We start from the raw sequence: 19452 nt of genomic DNA on the forward strand, positions 1-19452 counted from the left end.
GGCTCAGACTTAGGCTCTGGCGTGGGCGCAGTCTCAGCTGCTTTGGCCTGCTCGTTTTGTAAACGCTGCTGCTCTTCAACTGCCTTGGGGTTTAGGGCAGTTTGGCGGCTGCGCTGACGCGGATTGTTTCGTGTGCGCTTCGGCTTGCCATTGCTGGCTTCCGTGGAGCTGCTTGGCACATGTTGAGCTGTGTTTTGGGTCTCTGGTTTTGTGCGACTGGCGTCCGTATCGCGTGAGCTCTTGGCATCATTTTGCTTGCGCCGGTTGTTTTGCTCCTGATTGGCTTTTTGTGAGGGCTGCTGTTTGGTTTGGCGCGAGCTATCCTGGCGAGTCGCGTCGTCTGGGCGGCGCGAGCGTCCTCCGCGGTTACCACGGTTGCGGCTATCTTTTTTATCACCGCGCTGATCGTTACGGCTGCCGTCGTTACTTTGGTTACGGTTGCGATTGTCTTGGTCGCTGTCCTGGCGCGTTTCCTGACGGTTGTCTTGTCGGCTGTTGCGGCGGCCATTGTCAGAACGGTTGCTATTGCGGTTATCCGTGGTGTTGCGAGCATCACGTGAGTCGTTACGGCGCTCATTGTTACGCGATGCTGGCACCGAGGGTTTCGCCGTGGGCTTGGACGCTGGCTTTTGCTGTGCTGCGCTCTCATCGCTACTGAGCAGGCGGGAAAGGCCCTTAACCAGCCGGTGAATCATGCCGCCAGACTGTGCTGTTTGGGGGGCGTTTACTCGTTGGCTCGTGACAGGAGTGTCGTTAGATGCTGGTGTCGTGGCAGCAGTCTCGGGTCCTTTGACGGCCTTAACGGCAGCTTCGTCACGTTTGACCGGCTTGCCCCAGGCTGCTTTTGATTCCTGGCCAACTTCGGTTTCGACAGATAATTCAAAGCTGTCGGTGTCGAGCCCACCTTCCTGCTCAGTATGGTCGTCACGTAAACGTTGTACGTCGTAGTGTGGCGTATCCATTTCGGGGTTAGGCAATAGCACAACAGAGACGCCTTGGCGTTGCTCAATCTCTGCCAGGGTGCTGCGCTTTTCGTTGAGCAGGTAAGTTGCCACCGGCACAGGAAGTATGGCGCGGATTTGTGCGCTACGGTCTTTCATCGCCTCTTCTTCAATCAGGCGAAGGATGGAGAGTGCGAGCGAGCGTACGTCGCGAATAGTGCCCTGGCCATTGCAGCGGGGACACACTGCACCACTGGTTTCACCTAACGAGGGGCGCAGGCGTTGGCGAGACATTTCCATTAGGCCAAAGCGTGAGATGCGGCCGACCTGAACGCGTGCGCGATCGATTTTCAGCGCATCACGCATGCGGTTCTCGACCTCGCGCTGGTTACGCGCTGGACTCATGTCGATGAAGTCGATGACTACCAAACCGCCGATGTCACGTAGACGAAGCTGCCGGGCAACTTCGTCTGCGGCTTCTAGGTTCGTTTGTAGGGCGGTTTCTTCGATATCGCTACCACGGGTGGCACGAGCTGAGTTGATATCGATGGAAACTAAGGCTTCGGTATGATCGATGACAATGGCGCCACCAGAGGGTAGCTTGACTTCGCGTTCGTAGGCCGTTTCGATTTGAGATTCGATCTGAAAACGTGAAAACAGCGGAACTTCGTCGTCATAGCGACGAATCTTCTGCTGAAACGATGGCATCATCTCACGGATAAACGTCTGGGCTTCATCGTGAACGCTTTCGCTGTCAATTAATACTTCGCCAATGTCGTCACGCAGATAGTCGCGCATGGCACGAATAATGACGTTGGATTCGCGCCAGATCAGGAAGGGTGCCGGTTTTTTTCCAGCCGCACTGGTAATGGAATTCCAGATACGGACTAGGTAGTCAAGGTCGCGCTGCAGGTCGTCTGAGCTTCGGCCGATACCGGCCGTGCGCACAATCATGCCCATGTTGCCCGGCATGTTGAGCTGGTTCATGGCTTCTTTGAGCTGGCTGCGCTCTTCACCTTCGATGCGCCGTGAAATGCCTCCGGCACGAGGGTTGTTAGGCATCAGCACCAGGAAACGACCAGCCAGACTGATAAAGGTAGTTAATGCGGCTCCTTTGTTGCCGCGTTCTTCCTTGTCAACCTGGACGATGACTTCTTGGCCTTCCTTGAGCACTTCCCGAATGTTGGGGCGCCCAGAAACTTCCTTGGTGAAATACTCCTTGGAAATCTCCTTGAGAGGAAGAAAGCCGTGGCGCTCGGCGCCGAAATCGACAAAAGCCGCTTCCAGAGACGGTTCAACGCGGGTGATTTTACCGCGATAGATGTTGGCTTTTTTCTGTTCCCGCGCACCGGATTCGATGTCTAGGTCGTACAGTCGTTGTCCATCGACAAGGGCGACGCGCAGCTCTTCGGGCTGTGTCGCATTGATGAGCATCCGTTTCATGTTGTCTCACACTGAAAAGACGCGCCAGTGGCGTCGGCACAGCCATTACGTGTTCAAACGAAAGCAGTGCAGAGTTCGTTTAGGGTGCGCCCAAAATGGCGCGGCCTGTCGGCGAACCTCTGGTTATCTGCTTTTCATACGATCACCTAGGCTTGTGCCGCACGGTGAAGGCGAAACGTTGGGTGCTATGTGCTTGTAGCTCAGTGTATATCGTGGTTTCGATACAGCACCCCGCTATGCTTTGGCTCTACAAAAAAGCGTAAACAAAGCGAGATCATGTTGAGTACGTGGCGGAGGCAGAACATGTCTCGGAGGGAGCTTCGCCCGTCCGGTTCTGCGGTCACCGCCAACACTTGGCAGTCATCGATTCGCCTACGCCGGCCATCGGCACGATGTTATACGTATCCCGTCAGGCACTGCGTTGCTTTGTCGCAGTGGGGCGGGCGTTGGCGTTACTGCTTGTACAGTCTTTTTCGCTCGTAGTTATGAGCGAGTCTTGCAAAAACGGCGGCGATGCATGAGTTCGATATCATCGCGGCCTGATACTGACGCTCCGGCCTGCGTGTCTGTTGGGCAGGCGCCTGTCGAATACAGTTTTATCCTGCGGAGCGTGCGAGGAATATAGCAGTAAAGCCAGAGTGCAGCAATTTGGTGAGTCAAATGCGTTTGTTGGCAGGCGAAGATTGGCTCTCGCTGAGATAGAATGGATTCTTTATGCAGGTTTACAGTGGAGTGTCGGCATGGCCGAAGGCCGCGAGGTGCAGTGGGTAGAAGTAACAGAAGGCCAGGTAGGGCAGCGGGTTGATAACTTCCTGATGAGTCGCCTTAAGGGAGCGCCAAGAGCGCTAGTGTATCGCATCATCCGTAAAGGTGAGGTGCGGGTGAATAAAAAGCGGGTAAAGGCCGACACGCGCCTAGCGCTTGGCGATATGGTGCGGGTTCCGCCGCTACGACTAGCACCCAAAGAGGCGGTCAAGGAAGTCAGCGATAGCCTGCATAACTTGTTGGCGGGTAGCGTATTGCTTGAGGGCCCTGATTGGATGGTGCTCAACAAGCCCTCGGGGTTGGCGGTGCATGGCGGTAGTGGGGTCAAGATTGGTTTGATCGAAGCGTTGCGCCAGGTGCGGGTGGATCTTGATTTCCTTGAGCTGGTTCATCGCCTGGACCGCGAGACTTCGGGATGTTTGTTATTGGCCAAGTCGCGCCCTGCGCTGCTCAGCCTCAATGCGTCGCTGAAAGCGCACGAGATGAATAAGCAGTATCTGGCGCTAGTGGCTGGGCGCTGGCCTGCGCGCCGCGATTTTGTTAGTGCGCGGCTGGACCGTTATGACGCGGGTAATGGTGAGCGCCGGGTGCGGGTGGATGCTGCCGGCAAGGTATCGCGAACACGTTTCGCGGTGCGTGAAACATTTAATGGTGCCTCATTGGTGGAGGCCGAGCCGGTGACAGGGCGTACTCACCAGATTCGTGTGCATGCTGCTCATGCGGGACATGCGTTGTTGGGTGACGACAAGTATGGCTGTAAAGAAGGGCGGCGGTTTGCTGCCAAGGTTGGGCTTCAGCGTCTTTTTCTGCATGCGTCGGCGCTGACGTTTCCAGAGCCTAGTAGTGGCCGTCCGGTGCAGATTCGTGCGCCCCTGGGTGAGCCGCTGGAAGCCGTGCTGGCTAACGCTCGAAAGCAGTAAGTCAGGCGGTAAAAGTGAAACCTGGCCATGCGGCTGCTAGCGAATGAGGCATGGCGAATAGTTCGGTAAGGGGTCGGCGGTATGCGTTATCGGTTATTGATTTTTGATTGGGATGGAACCCTGATGGACTCATTGGGGCGTATTGTGAGCTGCATGCAGCAGGCTGGGCGCGATGTTGGCTTAGGCACGCTGGCTGAGGATAGCGTACGTGACATCATTGGGCTGGGGCTGCCCGAAGCTATCGCGAAACTGTGCCCAGGAATAGATGCTCAGCAGGCTGACGCGCTGCGTGAGCGCTATGCCTACCATTTTGTGCATGGCGACATGCCGTCAGCGTTGTTTTATCCAGGTGTTGGGTCGTTAATGCAGGAATTAGCGTCGAGCCAAGATGTGAGTCTGGCGGTGGCTACTGGTAAGTCGCGCCGGGGCTTGGATCGTATGTTTGATGAAACCGGTAGTCGTGGCTGGTTCTGTGCGAGTCGCACGGCTGATGAAACGCGTTCTAAGCCGCACCCCTTGATGCTGGAAGAGTTGCTGGATGAGCTTGCGGTGCCGGTTGCTGATGCGGTGATGATCGGTGATACCGAGTACGACATGGAAATGGCTAGGGCGTTGGGTATGGATCGTGTGGCGGTGAGTTATGGCGTGCATGACATGGCACGCCTATCGGCTAGTGAGCCTCGTCTTATTGCCGATGATTTTCCTGAGCTCGTTGATTGGCTGAAAGGCTGAGCCATTCGTCGGTCATGCAAATAAAAAGTGACATTACTGTAAATTAGGAAGCCGGTTATGGACGCGACAGAGCCACACCCACATAACACAACTGAAGGCGAGGCCAGTGCACAGGCTGAACTGCTTCGTGAGCAGCAGCGTTTGGCTCAGCAAGAGATGCTAGACCGCTGGTTGCGCGATGTGTTGGTTGAGCAGCGTCGCTCGCGGCGTTGGAAAATCTTTTTTCGCTTGCTGTTGGTGGCGTTGGTCCTGCTACCGCTAATATTGACTACGTTCGGTATTTTTAAGGCGACCCGCAGTGGAGTGGCTGGTTTGGCAGGCCCTCATTTGGCGGTAGTGCAGCTCAGGGGGGTTATTGACAGTGAGTCTGAAGCCAGTGCTCACCGCTTGATTGAAGGCTTGCGCGCAGCCTGGCACTCTGAGTTAACAGAAGCAGTGATTGTGAATATCAACAGCCCTGGTGGTAGTCCGGTTCAGTCTCAGCGTGTTTATGATGAGATCATGCGACTGCGTGAAAAAGGCGATAAGCCGATTATTGCAGTCATTGAGGATATCGGAGCGAGTGGTGCTTACTATATTGCATCGGCAGCCGATGAAATCGTTGCTGCGCCCTCGAGTTTGGTTGGCTCGATTGGTGTGATTAGTGCGGGTTTCGGTCTTGAAGATGCCATGCATAGAATAGGTGTGGAACGTCGAGTGTTTAGTGCTGGAGACAACAAGAACTTCCTCGATCCTTTCAGCGATATTTCTCCGCAGCAGCGGGCCTTCTGGGAGGGTGTGTTGGCGCAGACTCATGAGCAATTTATTGCTGACGTGGAAGCTGGCCGTGGCGACCGGCTGAGTGATGATCCTGCGCTGTTCAGTGGCTTGGTGTGGGCAGGAAGCCAAGCGTTAGAGTTAGGTCTTGTTGACCGTATCGACACCTTAGATGGTGTGGTGTTGTCGTTCGGCGAAGATGCCAGTGTGAACGATTATACGCCAGCACTGGATCCGTTTGAGCGGTTTATCAGGCAGTTTGCCGTCAGTGTGGCGGAAACCCTGGGGGTGCCTCAGGCGCAGCGGGATTCGCCTCTGCGCTATGAATTGCCCTGAAACGCTCACGTTTGAGGAATTGTCTTTTTCGTTGAGCTGTTGGGAGTACGCTGAACAGAGTTGTTCAGTGTGCTCTCTTGATGGGTGTTAGCCCAGCGGATCGAGCCCCGCTTCGCGTAACCACTGGCACAGGCGGATTAACGGCAGCCCAATCAAGGTGTTTGGATCGTCTCCCTGCAGGCGCTCGAATAATGTGATGCCAAGGCCCTCCATGCGAAAGCTGCCAGCACAGTCTAATGGTTGCTCTCGGTCAATATAGTTGGTTATTTCTTTATGGGTTAGTTGTCGAAACACGACGTCATAGCGCTCATGGCATAGGCGACGAGAATTGTTGTGTGTATCAATTAGCGCAAGGCCGGTAAAAAAGCTGACGTGTTGCCCTGAAAAGCGAGCCAGTTGAGCCTGTGCGGCAGTCGTGTCTACAGGTTTTCCAAGAATTTCTTGATTAAAAACGGCCACCTGGTCGGAGCCAATAATCACGTGCGCTGGCCAGTCCTGAGTGACGGCTTCAGCTTTGCTGAGTGCCAGTCGCTCTACCAGTGCCGTGGGTGATTCGTTGGCGTATGGCTGCTCGTCAATATCAGGGGTTGTCCAGTGGTAGGGGAGTTGTAGCTGGTTGAGTAACTGGCGTCGCCACGGCGATCCAGAAGCCAGTATTAATTGGCACATGATAGGCGCTCTGTTGATTTTGGGGCAGTGTATCGCAACATGGCACGTCGCAGAAAATGACAGATGTGTGCACTGGCTTTGACAGGAACAGGGTGAGTGCCTATCATTGCGCGCTTATGTTGACCTCACAACTTCCAGCCAGGGTTGAGCCGTATCGGCTCGCTGCTCGTGGCGAACGTATTGAGGGCTTAGTCGCCCTTGCTGAACTCAAGCGTCTGACTGAAGAAGTTGGCGCTCAGGACGGCGATGCGCAGGTGTGTCTGACTTTTGGTCATGATGCCCAGGGCAGGCGTATTATCGAAGGAAGTCTCGCTGTGACGCTGCAGCTGCCGTGTCGGCGTTGCTTGCAGCCGGTGGAGCAGAGTGTCAATAGTGAGTTTCTGTTGGGCATGGTGTCGAGTGACAGCTTGGCCGCAGAACTTCCCAGCACGCATGAGCCGGTGCTAGTGGAAGACGAACAGCTGAGCCTGCTGGCGTTGGTGGAGGATGAGCTCATTCTCAGCCTGCCCCAGGTGGTATATCACGCTGAAGCTGACTGCCCGGTCTCGCACGACCAGCTCAGCAGTGGGGCAGAAACCGATGTTCCGGATTCGCCCCGCGAAAGTCCTTTTGATGTGCTCAGGCACCTCAAAGAAAAACCTTGATTCATTTTGATTGCACTCTGGAGTGACACCTCATGGCCGTTCAGAAAAGCCACAAAACCCGTTCTAAGCGCGGTATGCGTCGTAGCCACGATTCGCTGACTGCTCCGACCCTGTCTCAGGATAAGGAAACCGGCACAACTCACTTGCGTCATCACGTCGCTGCAGACGGCTTTTACCGCGGCCGCAAGGTCGTTGACGTCTGAGTAGTGGCGTTTTGCTGGCAGTGATTGTCGGCAGCTGATATGCGGATTGCCATTGATGCCATGGGCGGAGATTTCGGCCCTTGTGCTACTGTCGGAGGCGCCGCCAGAGCGCTCAGCGCCGACGCACAGTTACATGTTGTGCTGTTTGGTCAGCGATCGCGGCTGGAAAGCGAAATAGCTCGGTTGCCGCGGTCTCTGGCCGCGGCAACGTCACGCTTGCAGGTCGAAAATGTTGACGCGGTGTTGCCAGATGGTCAGCAGCCGGCCAAAGCGTTGCGCCATGGGGGTGATACCAGTATGGCGCGGATGTTGGCTTGCGTGGCTAACGGTGATGCGTGCGCAGGGGTTAGTGCAGGTAATACCGGTGCTTTGATGGCGCTGGCTCGGCGTGTGCTGGGCACTGTGCCTGGTGTTACTCGGCCTGCTATCAGTACCGCGATCCCAACCTGCAACGAAGGCCGTTGTTATCTGCTTGACCTTGGTGCCAACGTGGATGTTGGGCCTGACAGGTTGGTAGAGTTTGCGCGAATGGGTGATGCCATGGCGCGACATGTTGATGGCTTGCGTAGTCCGAGGGTGGCTTTGTTGAATGTCGGCGTGGAAGGCACTAAAGGCTCGCCGACAGTGCAGGAGGCTGACCGACAGTTGCGAGAGCTGACCACTATCAATTATGTCGGCTATGTCGAAGGTGACAGCATTTTTTCCGGTACCGCCGATGTGGTGGTGTGTGATGGCTTTACCGGTAATGCGGTGCTCAAGGCAAGTGAAGGGCTGGCAAAAATGCTGGTGGCGCGTGTTCAGGCAACGTTTGATGCGCACTGGTCGAGCCGACTGGTTGGGCTGCTGGCGCGCCCGGCGCTGATGCGCCTTCGCGATGAGCTGGATCCAGTGCGTTATAATGGGGCCAGTTTGTTGGGGCTTAAAGGCATCGTGGTAAAGAGTCATGGTAGTGCTGACGCAGCAGGGTTCCATTATGCTGTGGCACGCGCTGCACAGGAGGTGCGCCGAGATCTTCCTCGGCGGCTGGCGGTAACTTGACGCCAGCGCCGCGGCTTGAGCCGCGTTCAGGTCATGCACGTGACATGGTGTGTGCCAATACGAGTAACTGAAGGTAAATGATATGACACAATCCCTCGCCCTCATTTTTCCCGGGCAGGGCTCCCAGCAACTTGGCATGTTGCGGGAGTTGGCCGAGCGTTACAGTGTGGTGCGCACAACCTTTACCGAGGCGGGTGATGCACTGGGGTATGATCTTTGGCAGGTGGTTCAGGAGGGGCCGGCAGCGTCGCTCAATGCAACGGCCTGTACCCAGCCTGCACTGCTCACTGCCAGCGTAGCAATATGGCGTGTGTGGCAGGAGCTCGAAGGCCCTCGGCCTAGCGTCATGGCAGGTCATAGTTTAGGTGAATACAGTGCCATGGTATGTGCTGGGGTAATGAGCTTTGCTGATGGCGTACGTTTGGTGCGTTTGCGCGGTGAGGCCATGCAGCAAGCGGTTCCTGTGGGGGAGGGAGCCATGGCAGCGATTCTTGGGCTTGATGATGCTGCTGTCGAGCAGGCTTGTGCGCAAGCGGCTCAGGGCGACGTGGTGTCGGCTGTAAATTATAATGCCCCTGGGCAGGTGGTGATTGCCGGCAGCAAGGCTGCTGTTGAACGCGCCATTTCAGCCTGTCAGGAAGCCGGTGCTAAGCGTGCCATGCCTCTGCCGGTATCAGTGCCTTCGCATTGTGAACTGATGCGCCCAGCCGCTGAGCGCTTGGCTCAGGCGATCAGCGAAATTGAGCTGAAGGTGCCGCGCTACCAGGTCATTCAGAATGTTGATGGACAGGCTCACAGCGATACGAGTACGTTGAGCAGTCGATTGATTGAGCAATTGTATCGCCCAGTGCGCTGGACAAGCTGTGTCGAAGCGATGACCCGTTTAGGAGCCGAAGTATTCATCGAGTGCGGCCCTGGTAAAGTGCTTACTGGCCTGAATAAGCGTATCGCCAAAGGCAGTCGAGGGCTTGCTATCAATGATCCGGACAGCCTTTCGTCGGCTCTGACGCTGGCTCGCAGCGTGGCCGATTCTTCCTCAGCCCAAGGCTGAGCGAACTCTCTTAGCAGGCAAATGGAGTCAGACCATGACAACTGAGCGTAGAGTTGCCCTGATCACTGGGGCCAGCCGTGGGATAGGCCAGGCCATCGCCCATGAGCTGGGACGTCAAGGACGAATCGTCATTGGCACAGCCACCACCGACGCGGGTGCGGAGCGTATTAGTGATGATCTGAAGGCTCAGGGCATCGAAGGTGCGGGTCGCTGTCTTGATGTGACTGATCAAGAGAGCATTGATGCGCTGTTAACTTCAGTGACAGAAGAGTTTGGTGCGCCTACGATTTTGGTTAACAACGCGGGTGTGACGCGCGACAATCTCTTAATGCGCATGAAAGAAGATGAGTGGGATACCGTGCTGGACGCTAACCTCAAGTCTGTTTATCGCGTCAGCAAGGCGTGCTTGAGGGGCATGACACGCGCACGTTATGGGCGTATCGTGTCGATCAGTTCAGTGGTTGCTACCATGGGAAACATGGGGCAGGCAAACTATGCTGCGGCTAAAGCCGGCATGGAAGGTTTTTCCCGTGCATTAGCACGAGAAGTGGCATCGCGGGCCATTACCGTGAATGCGGTGGCACCTGGTTTTATTGCTACTGACATGACTGAAGCATTGCCTGAAGCGCAGCGTGAAATGCTGCTCAAGCAGATTCCGTTGACGCGTCTGGGTCAGCCGCAGGAAATTGCCGCAGCGGTAGGTTTTCTGACAAGCGATGAAGCAGGCTATATTACTGGCGAGACATTGCATGTGAATGGCGGTATGAACATGCGTTGATGCCGTGCTTTGTGACAGTTGCGTCACATTGGCACGGTCTATAAACTTACCCGCAGCCTATGGCTTGTGGATCTGTAACGGCTGGTCATCTGAACGGCTAACGTGAACGAGTGGAGTACGTCTAATGAGCACCATCGAAGAGCGCGTCAAGAAAGTTGTGGCTGAGCGCCTGAACGTCAAGGAAGATGATATTCAGAATACGTCTTCTTTTACCGAGGATCTGGGTGCAGATTCTCTGGACACCGTCGAGCTGGTGATGGCCCTCGAAGAGGAGTTTGACACCGAAATTCCCGACGAGGAGGCAGAGAAAATCACCACCGTTCAGGAAGCCATCGACTACGTCAATTCTCACCAGTAACGGCGTATGTCACCGCTTTCCCAAGCGTGTGCGGGATAAACGCTTCCCGTTAAGAGCCGTCCTGCAGTGCAGGGCGGCTCTTGTATTTTTAGGGAACCAATAATCACCTTAGAACAATCCCACACTGGTGGATGGCTTGGGTATAATGCTGAAAAGGCCCTTCTGGGGTCATTCATCACTGCTAGTCTGGAGGAATGCTGATGGCTCGTAGAAGGGTCGTAGTGACGGGCCTGGGCCTGGTTACGCCGCTGGGGAACACTGTCGAAGACTCGTGGAAGCAATTGGTCGCTGGGAAAAGCGGGATTGCTCCTATCGAAAGCTTTGATGTCAGTGGTTTCAATACGCGTTTTGGTGGTTCGGTTAAGAACTTTGATATCGGAACTTACCTCAACCCCAAAGATGCCCGGAAGATGGACCTGTTCATCCAGTATGGTGTGGCAGCAGGTGCCCAGGCAATTAGTGATGCGGGAATTGAGTGTGATGAAAGCAATGCTCACCGTATTGGGGTAGCCATCGGTTCTGGTATCGGTGGGTTGCCGATGATCGAGCATAATCATAATGCCCTTATCAAAGGGGGAGCTCGTCGTATTTCACCATTCTTTGTGCCGGGCTCGATTATTAATATGATTTCCGGAAACCTAGCGATTCAGCACGGGTTCCGGGGGCCTAATATTGCGATTACCACGGCGTGTACGACGGGAACGCATAATATCGGTTATAGCGCGCGGACCATTGCTTATGGCGATGCTGATGTGATGGTGTGCGGTGGGGCTGAAATGGCCACCACTCCACTGGGTTTGGGCGGTTTCTCTGCAGCGCGTGCGTTGTCTAGTCGTAACGATGATCCCGAGGCTGCCAGTCGCCCCTGGGACCGTGATCGTGATGGCTTTGTGCTGTCAGACGGCGCTGGGATCATGGTGTTGGAAGAATATGAGCACGCTAAAGCGCGTGGCGCACATATTTATGCCGAACTGACCGGCTTTGGAATGAGCGATGATGCCTTCCATATGACAGCGCCGCCGGAAGATGGACAAGGGGCGGCAGCCTCAATGAGCAATGCCATCAATGATGCGGGAATCGCTCCGGCCGGCATCGATTACATCAATGCGCATGGCACATCTACCGCCGCTGGCGATCTGGCGGAAAGTCGAGCCGTCGAGAAGGTCATGGGCGATGCAGCCAAGCAGGTGGCGGTTAGTTCTACTAAGTCGATGATTGGTCACTTGTTAGGTGCTGCCGGTGCAGTAGAAGCCGTATTCTGCGTATTGGCTATTCGTGATCAAGTCGCGCCACCGACCATCAACCTGGATAACCCCCAGGAAGGCTGCAACCTGGACTATGTGCCTCATAGCGCTCGCCAGATGAAAATTGATGTTGCCCTGTCAAACTCCTTTGGCTTTGGCGGTACCAACGGAACGTTAATTTTCTCCAAAGTTTGAGCAAACGTTGATGCAAGCAGGGCAGGTGCAGGCGGAACAGCGGGTTCCTTTCGATGATCGCGGCCTTGCGTATGGCGACGGTCTGTTTGAGACCGTGCTGGTGCGTGATGGCAAGGCGCAGCTGTGGGATGAACACTTGTCTCGCCTTGAGCGCGGCGCTGAGGCTTTGTGTTTAGCAATGCCGCCGAGAGCCACACTTGATGCCCTGCCTGAGCGATGTGGTGCTGGCTTGAGTGTGCTCAAGCTGATCGTGACTCGCGGTAGCGGTGGCCGAGGTTACCGGCTGCCGGCCATCGCCTCGCCTCGGCTGCGCTGGCAAGCGCAGCCTTTTACTCCATCTTCTCAGCGTTGGCAGGGCGTGCGAGTGCGTCACTGTGAGTTGCGTTTGGGGCTTCAACCACGTTTGGCTGGCGTTAAGCACCTCAACCGTTTGGAAAATGTGCTGGCACGCAGCGAGTGGCAGGATGATGAAATAGCAGAAGGCCTGTTATGTGACAGTGAGGGGCGTTTGACCGAGGCCACGGCAATGAACCTGATATGGTACCGCCGCGGGCGTTGGGAAACTCCTGCGCTTTTGCACTGTGGTGTGGCTGGTACGCTTCGTGCCGCACTTTTGCAGGAAACCGGGCTAGACGGCTCTCAGCTAACGCCGCTGGTTGAGGTTGAGGCCAAGCCGGGTATTTTGGCTGAAGTGGACGCCCTATGCCTGATCAACTCGGTGCAAGGCGTATGGCCGGTGCTCCAGCTTGATTCGGCCTATGGTTCTGTTCAGCATTGCTGGAAACTAAATGACCACCATCTGGCATTGCAACGTTTGGCTCATCCGTTTCTGGGGTACCCAGTAGCGGATACCAATGGATATTTTGTTAATGAGAGTGAGAGATGATGCGAGTGGTCAAGTGGTTGGTGGTATTACTGGTTTTTGCAAGTCTAGTGCTGTGGGGCGGTTATCGCTATTGGGAAACCCGGCTTGATGTGCCGTTGGTTGTCAGCTCTGAGCGCTTGTTTGAAGTGCCTGAGGGAGCAGGTTATCACCGCGTGATTGATAAGCTGGAAAATGAAGGTCTGATAAATGATGGTTGGGCCTATCGTTTGCTTACGCGAATCAAGCCTGAAGCGATTCCTTCGCTACGCCCCGGTGAGTACCGGCTGGAGCCGGGTATGACCGGCCCTGAGCTGTTTGAAGCGCTAGACACGCACGATGTGGTGACATACACGCTGACTATTCCGGAAGGCTGGACATTCGCCAAAATGCGAGACGCCCTGGAAAACGCTGATAAGTTAGATCATCAGCTTAGCGGGGTGAGCGATGAGGACGTCATGGCCTTGCTGGGTCGTGATGGTGAGCACCCAGAAGGGCGTTTTTTCCCTGATACTTATCGCTACCATAAAGGGGTTAGTGATACCGAGATTCTCCGCCTGGCCCTGAATAATATGGACGCGCGTTTGGATGCTGTGTGGGCAGAGCGTGACGAAGATATTACCTTGAAAACGCCCTATGAGGCGCTAATTATGGCATCGCTTATTGAGCGTGAAACCGGTGCGCCAGAGGAGCGGCGTGAGATTGCCGGAGTCTTCAAACGGCGAATGCAGCAAGGAATGCGTCTGCAGACAGATCCCACCGTGATTTATGGTATGGGAGATGCGTATACAGGAAATATCACGCGCGCGGACCTGCGTAAGCCAACGCCCTATAACACTTACGTGATTGACGGTCTGCCGCCGACGCCGATTGCGCTGCCAGGTTTGGCTGCGCTTGAAGCTGCAGTGAATCCTGCTGACGGCGATACCTTGTACTTTGTGTCACGGGGCGATGGTACGCACAAATTTTCTAAGACACTGCGTGAGCATAATAACGCTGTTAATCGATATATTCGCAATCGTTAATATTTTTGGTTGCCAATCAGGAAACTACCATGTCAGGACGCGGACGTTTTATTACCCTGGAAGGCGGTGAGGGGGTCGGTAAGACCACCAACCTTGATTGGGTGGCAAAATGGTTAACCACACGTGGTGTAGAGGTGGTAAGGACCCGTGAGCCTGGGGGAACACCGCGTGCCGAGGCGATACGTGAGCTGCTGCTTGATCCGTGCCAGAGCGAACCGCTGAATGCAGATGCCGAGCTGCTGCTGGTGTTTGCTGCGCGTGCTCAGCATCTTGCTCAAGTCATAAGGCCGGCGTTGGAGCGTGGTGCCTGGGTGCTCTGCGACCGTTTTACCGATGCCACCTTTGCTTACCAAGGGGGCGGACGTGGTTTGGATCATCATCGAATTGCCTTGCTGGAAGGTCTGGTTCAACAAGGTTTGCAACCCGATTTGACCTTGCTGCTTGATATGCCTACGCACGTCGCCCAGCAGCGGGTTGACTCTCGTGGCCAGCAGCGTGATCGTTTTGAGCAGGAGCAAAACGCATTTTTTCAGGCCGTGCGTGATGCCTATTTGGTGCGAGCGGCTCAAGCACCGGAGCGTATCGCAGTGATTGATGCCAGTCAGCCATTGGCAGACGTGCAGCAGGCTCTGGGCGAGCAGTTGTCACATCAGCTAACGGAGTGGCTGTGAGCGAGTTGAGCGCAGTCGTGCCGCGGCCGTTGCCTTGGCTGATACCTCGCTGGCAGGAATTGTGTCGTCTTGCGAATGCGGACAGATTACCCCATGCGCTGTTGTTTTCCGGCGCGCACGGCATTGGCAAACAGTCATTGGCCGACGCGTTGATTGCTCGAACGCTGTGTGTCGATCCGGGGGAGTATGCCTGTGGCCAATGTCACGCCTGTCAGATGCTTCTCTCGGGGTATCACCCAGACTTGTTGCGTATTTCACCCGAAGACGGCAAGCGCCAGATTCGAATTGACGCAATTCGACAAGTCAATGACGTCGTTTCTCAGACTGCCCAGCAGGGGGGGTACCGCGTTATCGTGTTAAGCCCTGCAGAAGCGATGAACGTGGCAGCATCCAATGCGTTGCTGAAAAACCTGGAAGAACCCGGCGGAAACATCCTGTTTATCCTGCTTTCAGACGTTCCCTCGCGGTTGCTGCCGACCATTCTTTCGCGTTGCCAGCATTGGCCGCTGGCGCTACCAAGCCAGGCAGATTGTCTGCCTTGGCTCAGCAGCCAGCTGGATAATGAGGAACACGCATCGTTTTGGCTGCAAGCTGCTGGCGGCTTGCCATTGCGTGCTCTGGAGCTGGCTGAGCCAGACGCTAGAGCACTTCGCCAGCAACTGCATGACACCTTTGATGCGCTGGTGCGAGGGGCTGAGCCATTAGATACCGCGGCCAGATTAGACCGCCAGTCGATTGATGCCATCCTGTGGTACGGTATTGCCTGGCTTGAAGACCTGATTCGTTTTGGCTTGTCCGGTAACGAGCAGCATGTTTACAACGCAGACCTGTTGCCACTGTATCGTCAAGCCGTCAAGAATGGCCGAGTTCGTGACTGGTTTCGCTTGCTGGATTATGCACGTGAGCAGCGTCGCTTGTTGGCCTCCGGGGGTAACCCCAACCCACAATTAGTACTTGAAGCCTGGCTGATTCGCTGGTCAACGTTGCTACGTTCCTGACGTTTGCTCTGATCTCCAGCGTGTCGTGCTACGCCCACTTTTACTGTTCGTCTTTTTACCGTTGTTCTGCTCAGTTCCGCCGAGCAGAATTATCATTCGCCTTTTTGACGTTGCCTTGCCATGTTTGTTGACTCGCACTGCCATCTTGATCGTCTTGATCCGCGCACCCATAGCGGTGATGTTGCTGTCGCCCTTGACGCAGCTCGCGCCCGCGATGTACGCCAGTTTCTGGCCATTGCTGTTACCCTGGAAGACGTACCTAGTATTGCGGCGCTTGCTCGCGAACACAGTGACGTGGTGATTTCCTCAGGCATGCACCCACTGCATACACCTGAGCAAGAGCCAGATGTTGAAACCATCATGGCGTATGCTGAGACTTATGGTGCGGTGGCTATTGGGGAAACGGGGCTAGACTTTCACTACGACCAAGTCGCCCCAGCACAGCAGACAGAGCGCTTTCGTCGACATCTGATTGCCGCCACAGAGCTGGAGCTACCCGTTATCGTGCATACTCGGGAAGCCAAGGAAGACACGCTGGCGCTGATTCGTGAACATGTAAACCCAAAGATTGGCGGTGTGCTGCACTGTTTTACTGAAGATATCGACATGGCGCGACAAGCTGTTGCTCTCGGGTTTTACATTTCTCTCTCTGGCATCGTGACGTTTCGTAATGCTAACGCGTTGCGCGAAGTGGCCCGTTGCGTTCCTCTCGACCGATTACTGATTGAAACCGATAGCCCCTACCTAGCACCCGTACCGCATCGCGGTAAGCCTAATGAGCCGGCCTGGGTGGTGGAAGTGGCTGAGTGTATTGCGGCTGAGCGGGGTATTAGCGTTGCAGAGGTAGCGATGCAGACAACGGCTAATTTCTATCACTTGTTTCGCGCTGCCGCACCAGAAGTTTCTGACGAAGTCCGAGGCATACTTGGCCGAGCGGGGCTGGTCTGATGTGCTGGTTAGGGGCGAAACGGACAAGAAAGAGGCAGATACAATGCCTTTCACTTTGCTGATGAAACGGGTTTATGAATCTTGACACGATGGTGGCGGGTATTGGCCCTGCAGGGAAAATACCGCCAGTAGACAGTTGGGCGCCTAGCCAAGGTGGCGACATGGATTTGCTTATCACGCTTGATGGGCAATGGATCCATGAAGGACGAGCGATCGAACGCGCAGCGCTGGTGCGTCTGTTGGCCCGAATTTTACGCCGTGAAGATGATGGGCATTATTATTTGGTAACGCCCCAGGAAAAGCAGCGTATTCGCGTAGAAGACCACCCCTTTATTATTGTTGATGCCGATAAGGGAATTGACGGGCAGTCTGGTCAAGACTGGTGGCTGACCACGCAATACGGCGATCGTATTCGGTTGGGTGATGAGCACAGGTTATGTGTGACAGAGATGCCCAATGGAGACCCTGTGCCCGAAGTTGCTGTGCGGTTTGGCATGTCGGCTAGGCTGGGGCGCAACGTTTTTTACCGCTTAGTCGAACAGGCTGAACCAATAAAAGATCCTCTGATTCAGCATCAGCATCAGCATCAGCATCAGTGGCAGTGGGTTCTTGCTAGCGGCGGTATCAATCACCCACTTGGATACCTTGACGAAGCGCCATGAAACTGACGCTTGAACAGCAGGCTGTGGTAGCGCACCGTGCAGGCCATGCCCGCGTTGCGGCGGTGGCCGGTGCGGGTAAGACCACCACTATGGTGGCGCGGGTGCTGCACCTGCTGGAACAAGGTATGTCGCCGCGCCGTATTTTGGTGCTGATGTTCAACCGTTCGGCTCGGGAAGACTTTCAGGCGCGTTTAGCCAGCATGGCACCGCCGGGGCAACCGCTTCCCGATGTGCGCACTTTTCATTCCTTAGGGCATCGGTTAACGGCGAGTCTGACGCGATGGGGTGTGTTGGCTCCCCGGCAGTTGCTAAATGCTGACTGGCAGGTGCAGCGCCTGTTGCGTCAGGCGACCCAGCTGGCATTGCAAGACAGTCAGGATGCCTCAGAACACGCCTTTGATGATGAGCGCTTAGAAGCGCTGGCGCAGTTTTGCGGGCTGGTAAAAGCTGAAATGGCTGATCCCATTGAACTCTATGAACGGCTCGACTTTGGTGAGAATACACAGCATTTCGTTGCGGCTTTTGACAAAGCCGAGCAGCTGCTGGCCGACCAAGGGCTGATGACCTGGTCTGACCTGCTTTATCGTCCACTACGGGCGCTGGAGGCAGATGCTGAGTTGCGTGGCCGAGTTCAGGGGTTTCTTGATCACGTCATTATCGACGAATATCAGGACATTAACCTAGCCCAGCAACGCTTATTAGCTGTTTTAGCCGATGATAAGGCAGCAGTGATGGCGGTAGGTGATGCTAACCAGTGTATCTATGAGTGGCGTGGTGCGCGCCCTGACGCCATGCTCGATACGTTTAGTCGCGTCTTTGGTGAGGCGGTGGACTATCCGCTGTCTACTACGTTTCGTCATGGTCATGCGTTGGCGTTAGCCGCCAACCACGCCATTGATGCCAACCGATGTCGACCCGATCAGTTGTGTCTGGCCGCGCCAAACAATCCTGATACTCAGCTTGTGTTGGACAGAGGCAATCGCGGTATGCTGCGCAGCCTGGCGCAATGGCAGCATCAAGGGCGCCGTCTTGAAGAAGCGTGCTTGCTGGTACGTAGCTGGGCGCTATCGGTACCGCTGCAGTTGGCGCTCTTGCGCGAAGGTATTCCGTTTCGACTGGTACGTGAAGACCGCTTTGTGTTTCGGCTGCCGTTAGTTCAGGCACTGGCGGGTTATTTGATGCTGGCACGGGACAGCAGCCTGCTGCGTGATGCGGGTCACGTGTTATCGCTACTCTCTCAGCCCACGCCTTTTGTGGCTCGCGACCGGCTAGCGGCGTTGGCAGCACGGCTGGCTGACACCCAGCGCTGGCCAAGTCGCCAAGACCCTCTGCTGGGAGGTATCAAGCCGTTTCAGCAACGAACACTGAAGAAGCGCTGGATGCTGCTGTGTGAACTGCCTAGTAAGTCGGCGGTTTCACCTGCAGAGTTGCTTGCCTTGGTGATTGAGCGTGTCGATGCTGAAAAAGTGCTCAAACGGGCAGCCGCGCGACGAGACAAAGGTGAAGAAGATGTGCGCCTGCTGGATGTGTTGATAGAGCAAGCCGGTGAGGTAGCGAGCCTGGATGATTTTATCGAATTGCTCAGCCGCCCCGTGGAAAGCAAGGAGCATGGTGTACTGATTACCACTGTACACGGTGCCAAAGGACTGGAATGGCCACTGGTGGTATTGGCCGGTGTTAACGAAGAAGACTTTCCTTATTACACGCGTGATAATCCACCGGACCCTGCTCGGCTGGAAGAAGAGCGTCGGTTGTTTTACGTCGCGATTACCCGTGCAAAGGAGCAGTTGACGCTGCTTGATGATGGGGGAGCGCATCGCTCCAGTCGTTTTTTACTGGAAATGGCTTGGCAGGATAGTCAGGCTGTGGCAAAACGCTTGACTGGTGTCGTATCGAGTCAGCCGTTGAGTGTGACGAATCCTGGGTTGGTTAATCGTTACCTTACGCGGCTTGGCATCGAAGGCTTTGCTGTTGGTGGTGCCTCAGTGCCATCACAACCGCTGGCTGACACGTATTATCAGGTTGGGCAGCGGCTGACACACGCTATCTTTGGGCAGGGTGACATTACTATTGTTGAAGGTGACCCAGCTAACCCGGTGATCGAAGTGGTGTTTCGTGGCGGCGGCACCCGGCGGCTGGTGGCTAATCTGGCGCCAATTACTGTGTTATGACAGATGTTACGACATAGGCTGAATAAAAAACTGAACAGCAGG

19 protein-coding genes are annotated in these 19452 nt (G+C 55.3%); 17 read left to right on the plus strand and 2 right to left on the minus strand.

Annotated elements, in window-relative coordinates:
* Window positions 1–2384 (minus strand): ribonuclease E (rne, locus tag H616_RS14300; RefSeq protein WP_084155742.1); only part of this gene is annotated, 2384 nt, incomplete at its 3' end.
* A 740-nt stretch (window positions 2385–3124) separates the two neighbouring features.
* On the opposite strand from rne, the gene H616_RS0105995 reads away from it, so the two are divergent.
* From H616_RS0105995 to H616_RS14305, 3 genes are all read left to right on the plus strand, one after another.
* Window positions 3125–4069 carry an RluA family pseudouridine synthase gene (locus H616_RS0105995; protein WP_027966554.1) on the plus strand — a complete coding sequence of 315 codons (945 nt, stop codon included), beginning with the start codon at window positions 3125–3127 and terminating at the stop codon, window positions 4067–4069.
* Between the two features lie 81 nt (window positions 4070–4150).
* The gene (locus tag H616_RS0106000) at window positions 4151–4801 is read left to right on the plus strand and encodes an HAD-IA family hydrolase (protein ID WP_027966555.1); all 651 of its coding nucleotides are present in this window, start codon (window positions 4151–4153) and stop codon (window positions 4799–4801) included.
* Between the two features lie 57 nt (window positions 4802–4858).
* Window positions 4859–5893 carry a S49 family peptidase gene (locus H616_RS14305; protein WP_051234038.1) on the plus strand — a complete coding sequence of 345 codons (1035 nt, stop codon included), beginning with the start codon at window positions 4859–4861 and terminating at the stop codon, window positions 5891–5893.
* An 87-nt stretch (window positions 5894–5980) separates the two neighbouring features.
* On the opposite strand, the gene H616_RS0106010 is transcribed toward H616_RS14305, so the two are convergent.
* Window positions 5981–6562: a Maf family protein gene (locus tag H616_RS0106010; protein ID WP_027966556.1), complete on the minus strand. Its 582-nt coding sequence runs from the start codon at window positions 6560–6562 to the stop codon at window positions 5981–5983.
* 116 nt (window positions 6563–6678) lie between these two features.
* Between H616_RS0106010 and H616_RS0106015 the strand changes: the two genes are divergently transcribed.
* The 14 genes from H616_RS0106015 to H616_RS0106080 all read left to right on the plus strand — a co-directional run bounded on the left by H616_RS0106015 (window position 6679) and on the right by H616_RS0106080 (window position 19410).
* The gene (locus H616_RS0106015; protein ID WP_027966557.1) at window positions 6679–7206 is read left to right on the plus strand and encodes a YceD family protein; all 528 of its coding nucleotides are present in this window, start codon (window positions 6679–6681) and stop codon (window positions 7204–7206) included.
* A gap of 32 nt (window positions 7207–7238) precedes the next feature.
* Complete coding sequence (rpmF, locus tag H616_RS0106020; RefSeq protein ID WP_027966558.1) at window positions 7239–7409, plus strand: 50S ribosomal protein L32; 171 nt, start codon at window positions 7239–7241, stop codon at window positions 7407–7409.
* 39 nt (window positions 7410–7448) lie between these two features.
* Window positions 7449–8447, plus strand: coding sequence for a phosphate acyltransferase PlsX (gene plsX / locus H616_RS0106025; protein WP_027966559.1), 999 nt, complete (start codon window positions 7449–7451; stop codon window positions 8445–8447).
* An 82-nt stretch (window positions 8448–8529) separates the two neighbouring features.
* Entirely contained in the window at window positions 8530–9498 is a 969-nt protein-coding gene (gene fabD, locus H616_RS0106030; RefSeq protein WP_027966560.1) for an ACP S-malonyltransferase, read from the plus strand.
* Window positions 9499–9532: 34 nt separating this feature from the next.
* The gene (fabG, locus tag H616_RS0106035; protein WP_027966561.1) at window positions 9533–10276 is read left to right on the plus strand and encodes a 3-oxoacyl-ACP reductase FabG; all 744 of its coding nucleotides are present in this window, start codon (window positions 9533–9535) and stop codon (window positions 10274–10276) included.
* 124 nt (window positions 10277–10400) lie between these two features.
* Window positions 10401–10634 (plus strand): acyl carrier protein, encoded by a 234-nt coding sequence (acpP, locus tag H616_RS0106040; RefSeq protein ID WP_027966562.1) that lies wholly within the window; start codon window positions 10401–10403, stop codon window positions 10632–10634.
* Between the two features lie 200 nt (window positions 10635–10834).
* A complete protein-coding gene (fabF, locus tag H616_RS0106045; RefSeq protein WP_027966563.1) occupies window positions 10835–12073 on the plus strand; it encodes a beta-ketoacyl-ACP synthase II in 1239 nt (412 codons plus the stop codon).
* Window positions 12074–12083: 10 nt separating this feature from the next.
* Window positions 12084–12959: an aminodeoxychorismate lyase gene (gene pabC / locus H616_RS14310; protein ID WP_051234040.1), complete on the plus strand. Its 876-nt coding sequence runs from the start codon at window positions 12084–12086 to the stop codon at window positions 12957–12959.
* Window positions 12956–13960, plus strand: coding sequence for an endolytic transglycosylase MltG (gene mltG / locus H616_RS0106055; protein ID WP_027966564.1), 1005 nt, complete (start codon window positions 12956–12958; stop codon window positions 13958–13960). Before pabC ends, mltG begins: the two co-directional genes overlap by 4 nt.
* Window positions 13961–13989: 29 nt before the next feature.
* The gene (gene tmk / locus H616_RS0106060; RefSeq protein ID WP_027966565.1) at window positions 13990–14631 is read left to right on the plus strand and encodes a dTMP kinase; all 642 of its coding nucleotides are present in this window, start codon (window positions 13990–13992) and stop codon (window positions 14629–14631) included.
* Window positions 14622–15629 (plus strand): DNA polymerase III subunit delta', encoded by a 1008-nt coding sequence (locus H616_RS0106065; protein ID WP_169516156.1) that lies wholly within the window; start codon window positions 14622–14624, stop codon window positions 15627–15629. Before tmk ends, H616_RS0106065 begins: the two co-directional genes overlap by 10 nt.
* 120 nt (window positions 15630–15749) lie before the next feature.
* Window positions 15750–16577 carry a TatD family hydrolase gene (locus H616_RS0106070; RefSeq protein ID WP_027966567.1) on the plus strand — a complete coding sequence of 276 codons (828 nt, stop codon included), beginning with the start codon at window positions 15750–15752 and terminating at the stop codon, window positions 16575–16577.
* Between the two features lie 74 nt (window positions 16578–16651).
* Window positions 16652–17239: a DUF1285 domain-containing protein gene (locus tag H616_RS0106075; protein ID WP_027966568.1), complete on the plus strand. Its 588-nt coding sequence runs from the start codon at window positions 16652–16654 to the stop codon at window positions 17237–17239.
* Window positions 17236–19410, plus strand: coding sequence for an ATP-dependent helicase (locus tag H616_RS0106080; RefSeq protein ID WP_027966569.1), 2175 nt, complete (start codon window positions 17236–17238; stop codon window positions 19408–19410). The genes H616_RS0106075 and H616_RS0106080 overlap by 4 nt, the downstream gene beginning before the upstream one ends.
* The last annotated feature ends 42 nt before the right edge of the window (window positions 19411–19452 follow it).

It is taken from the genome of Halomonas halocynthiae DSM 14573, from assembly GCF_000425725.1.
Lineage (GTDB): Bacteria > Pseudomonadota > Gammaproteobacteria > Pseudomonadales > Halomonadaceae > Halomonas > Halomonas halocynthiae.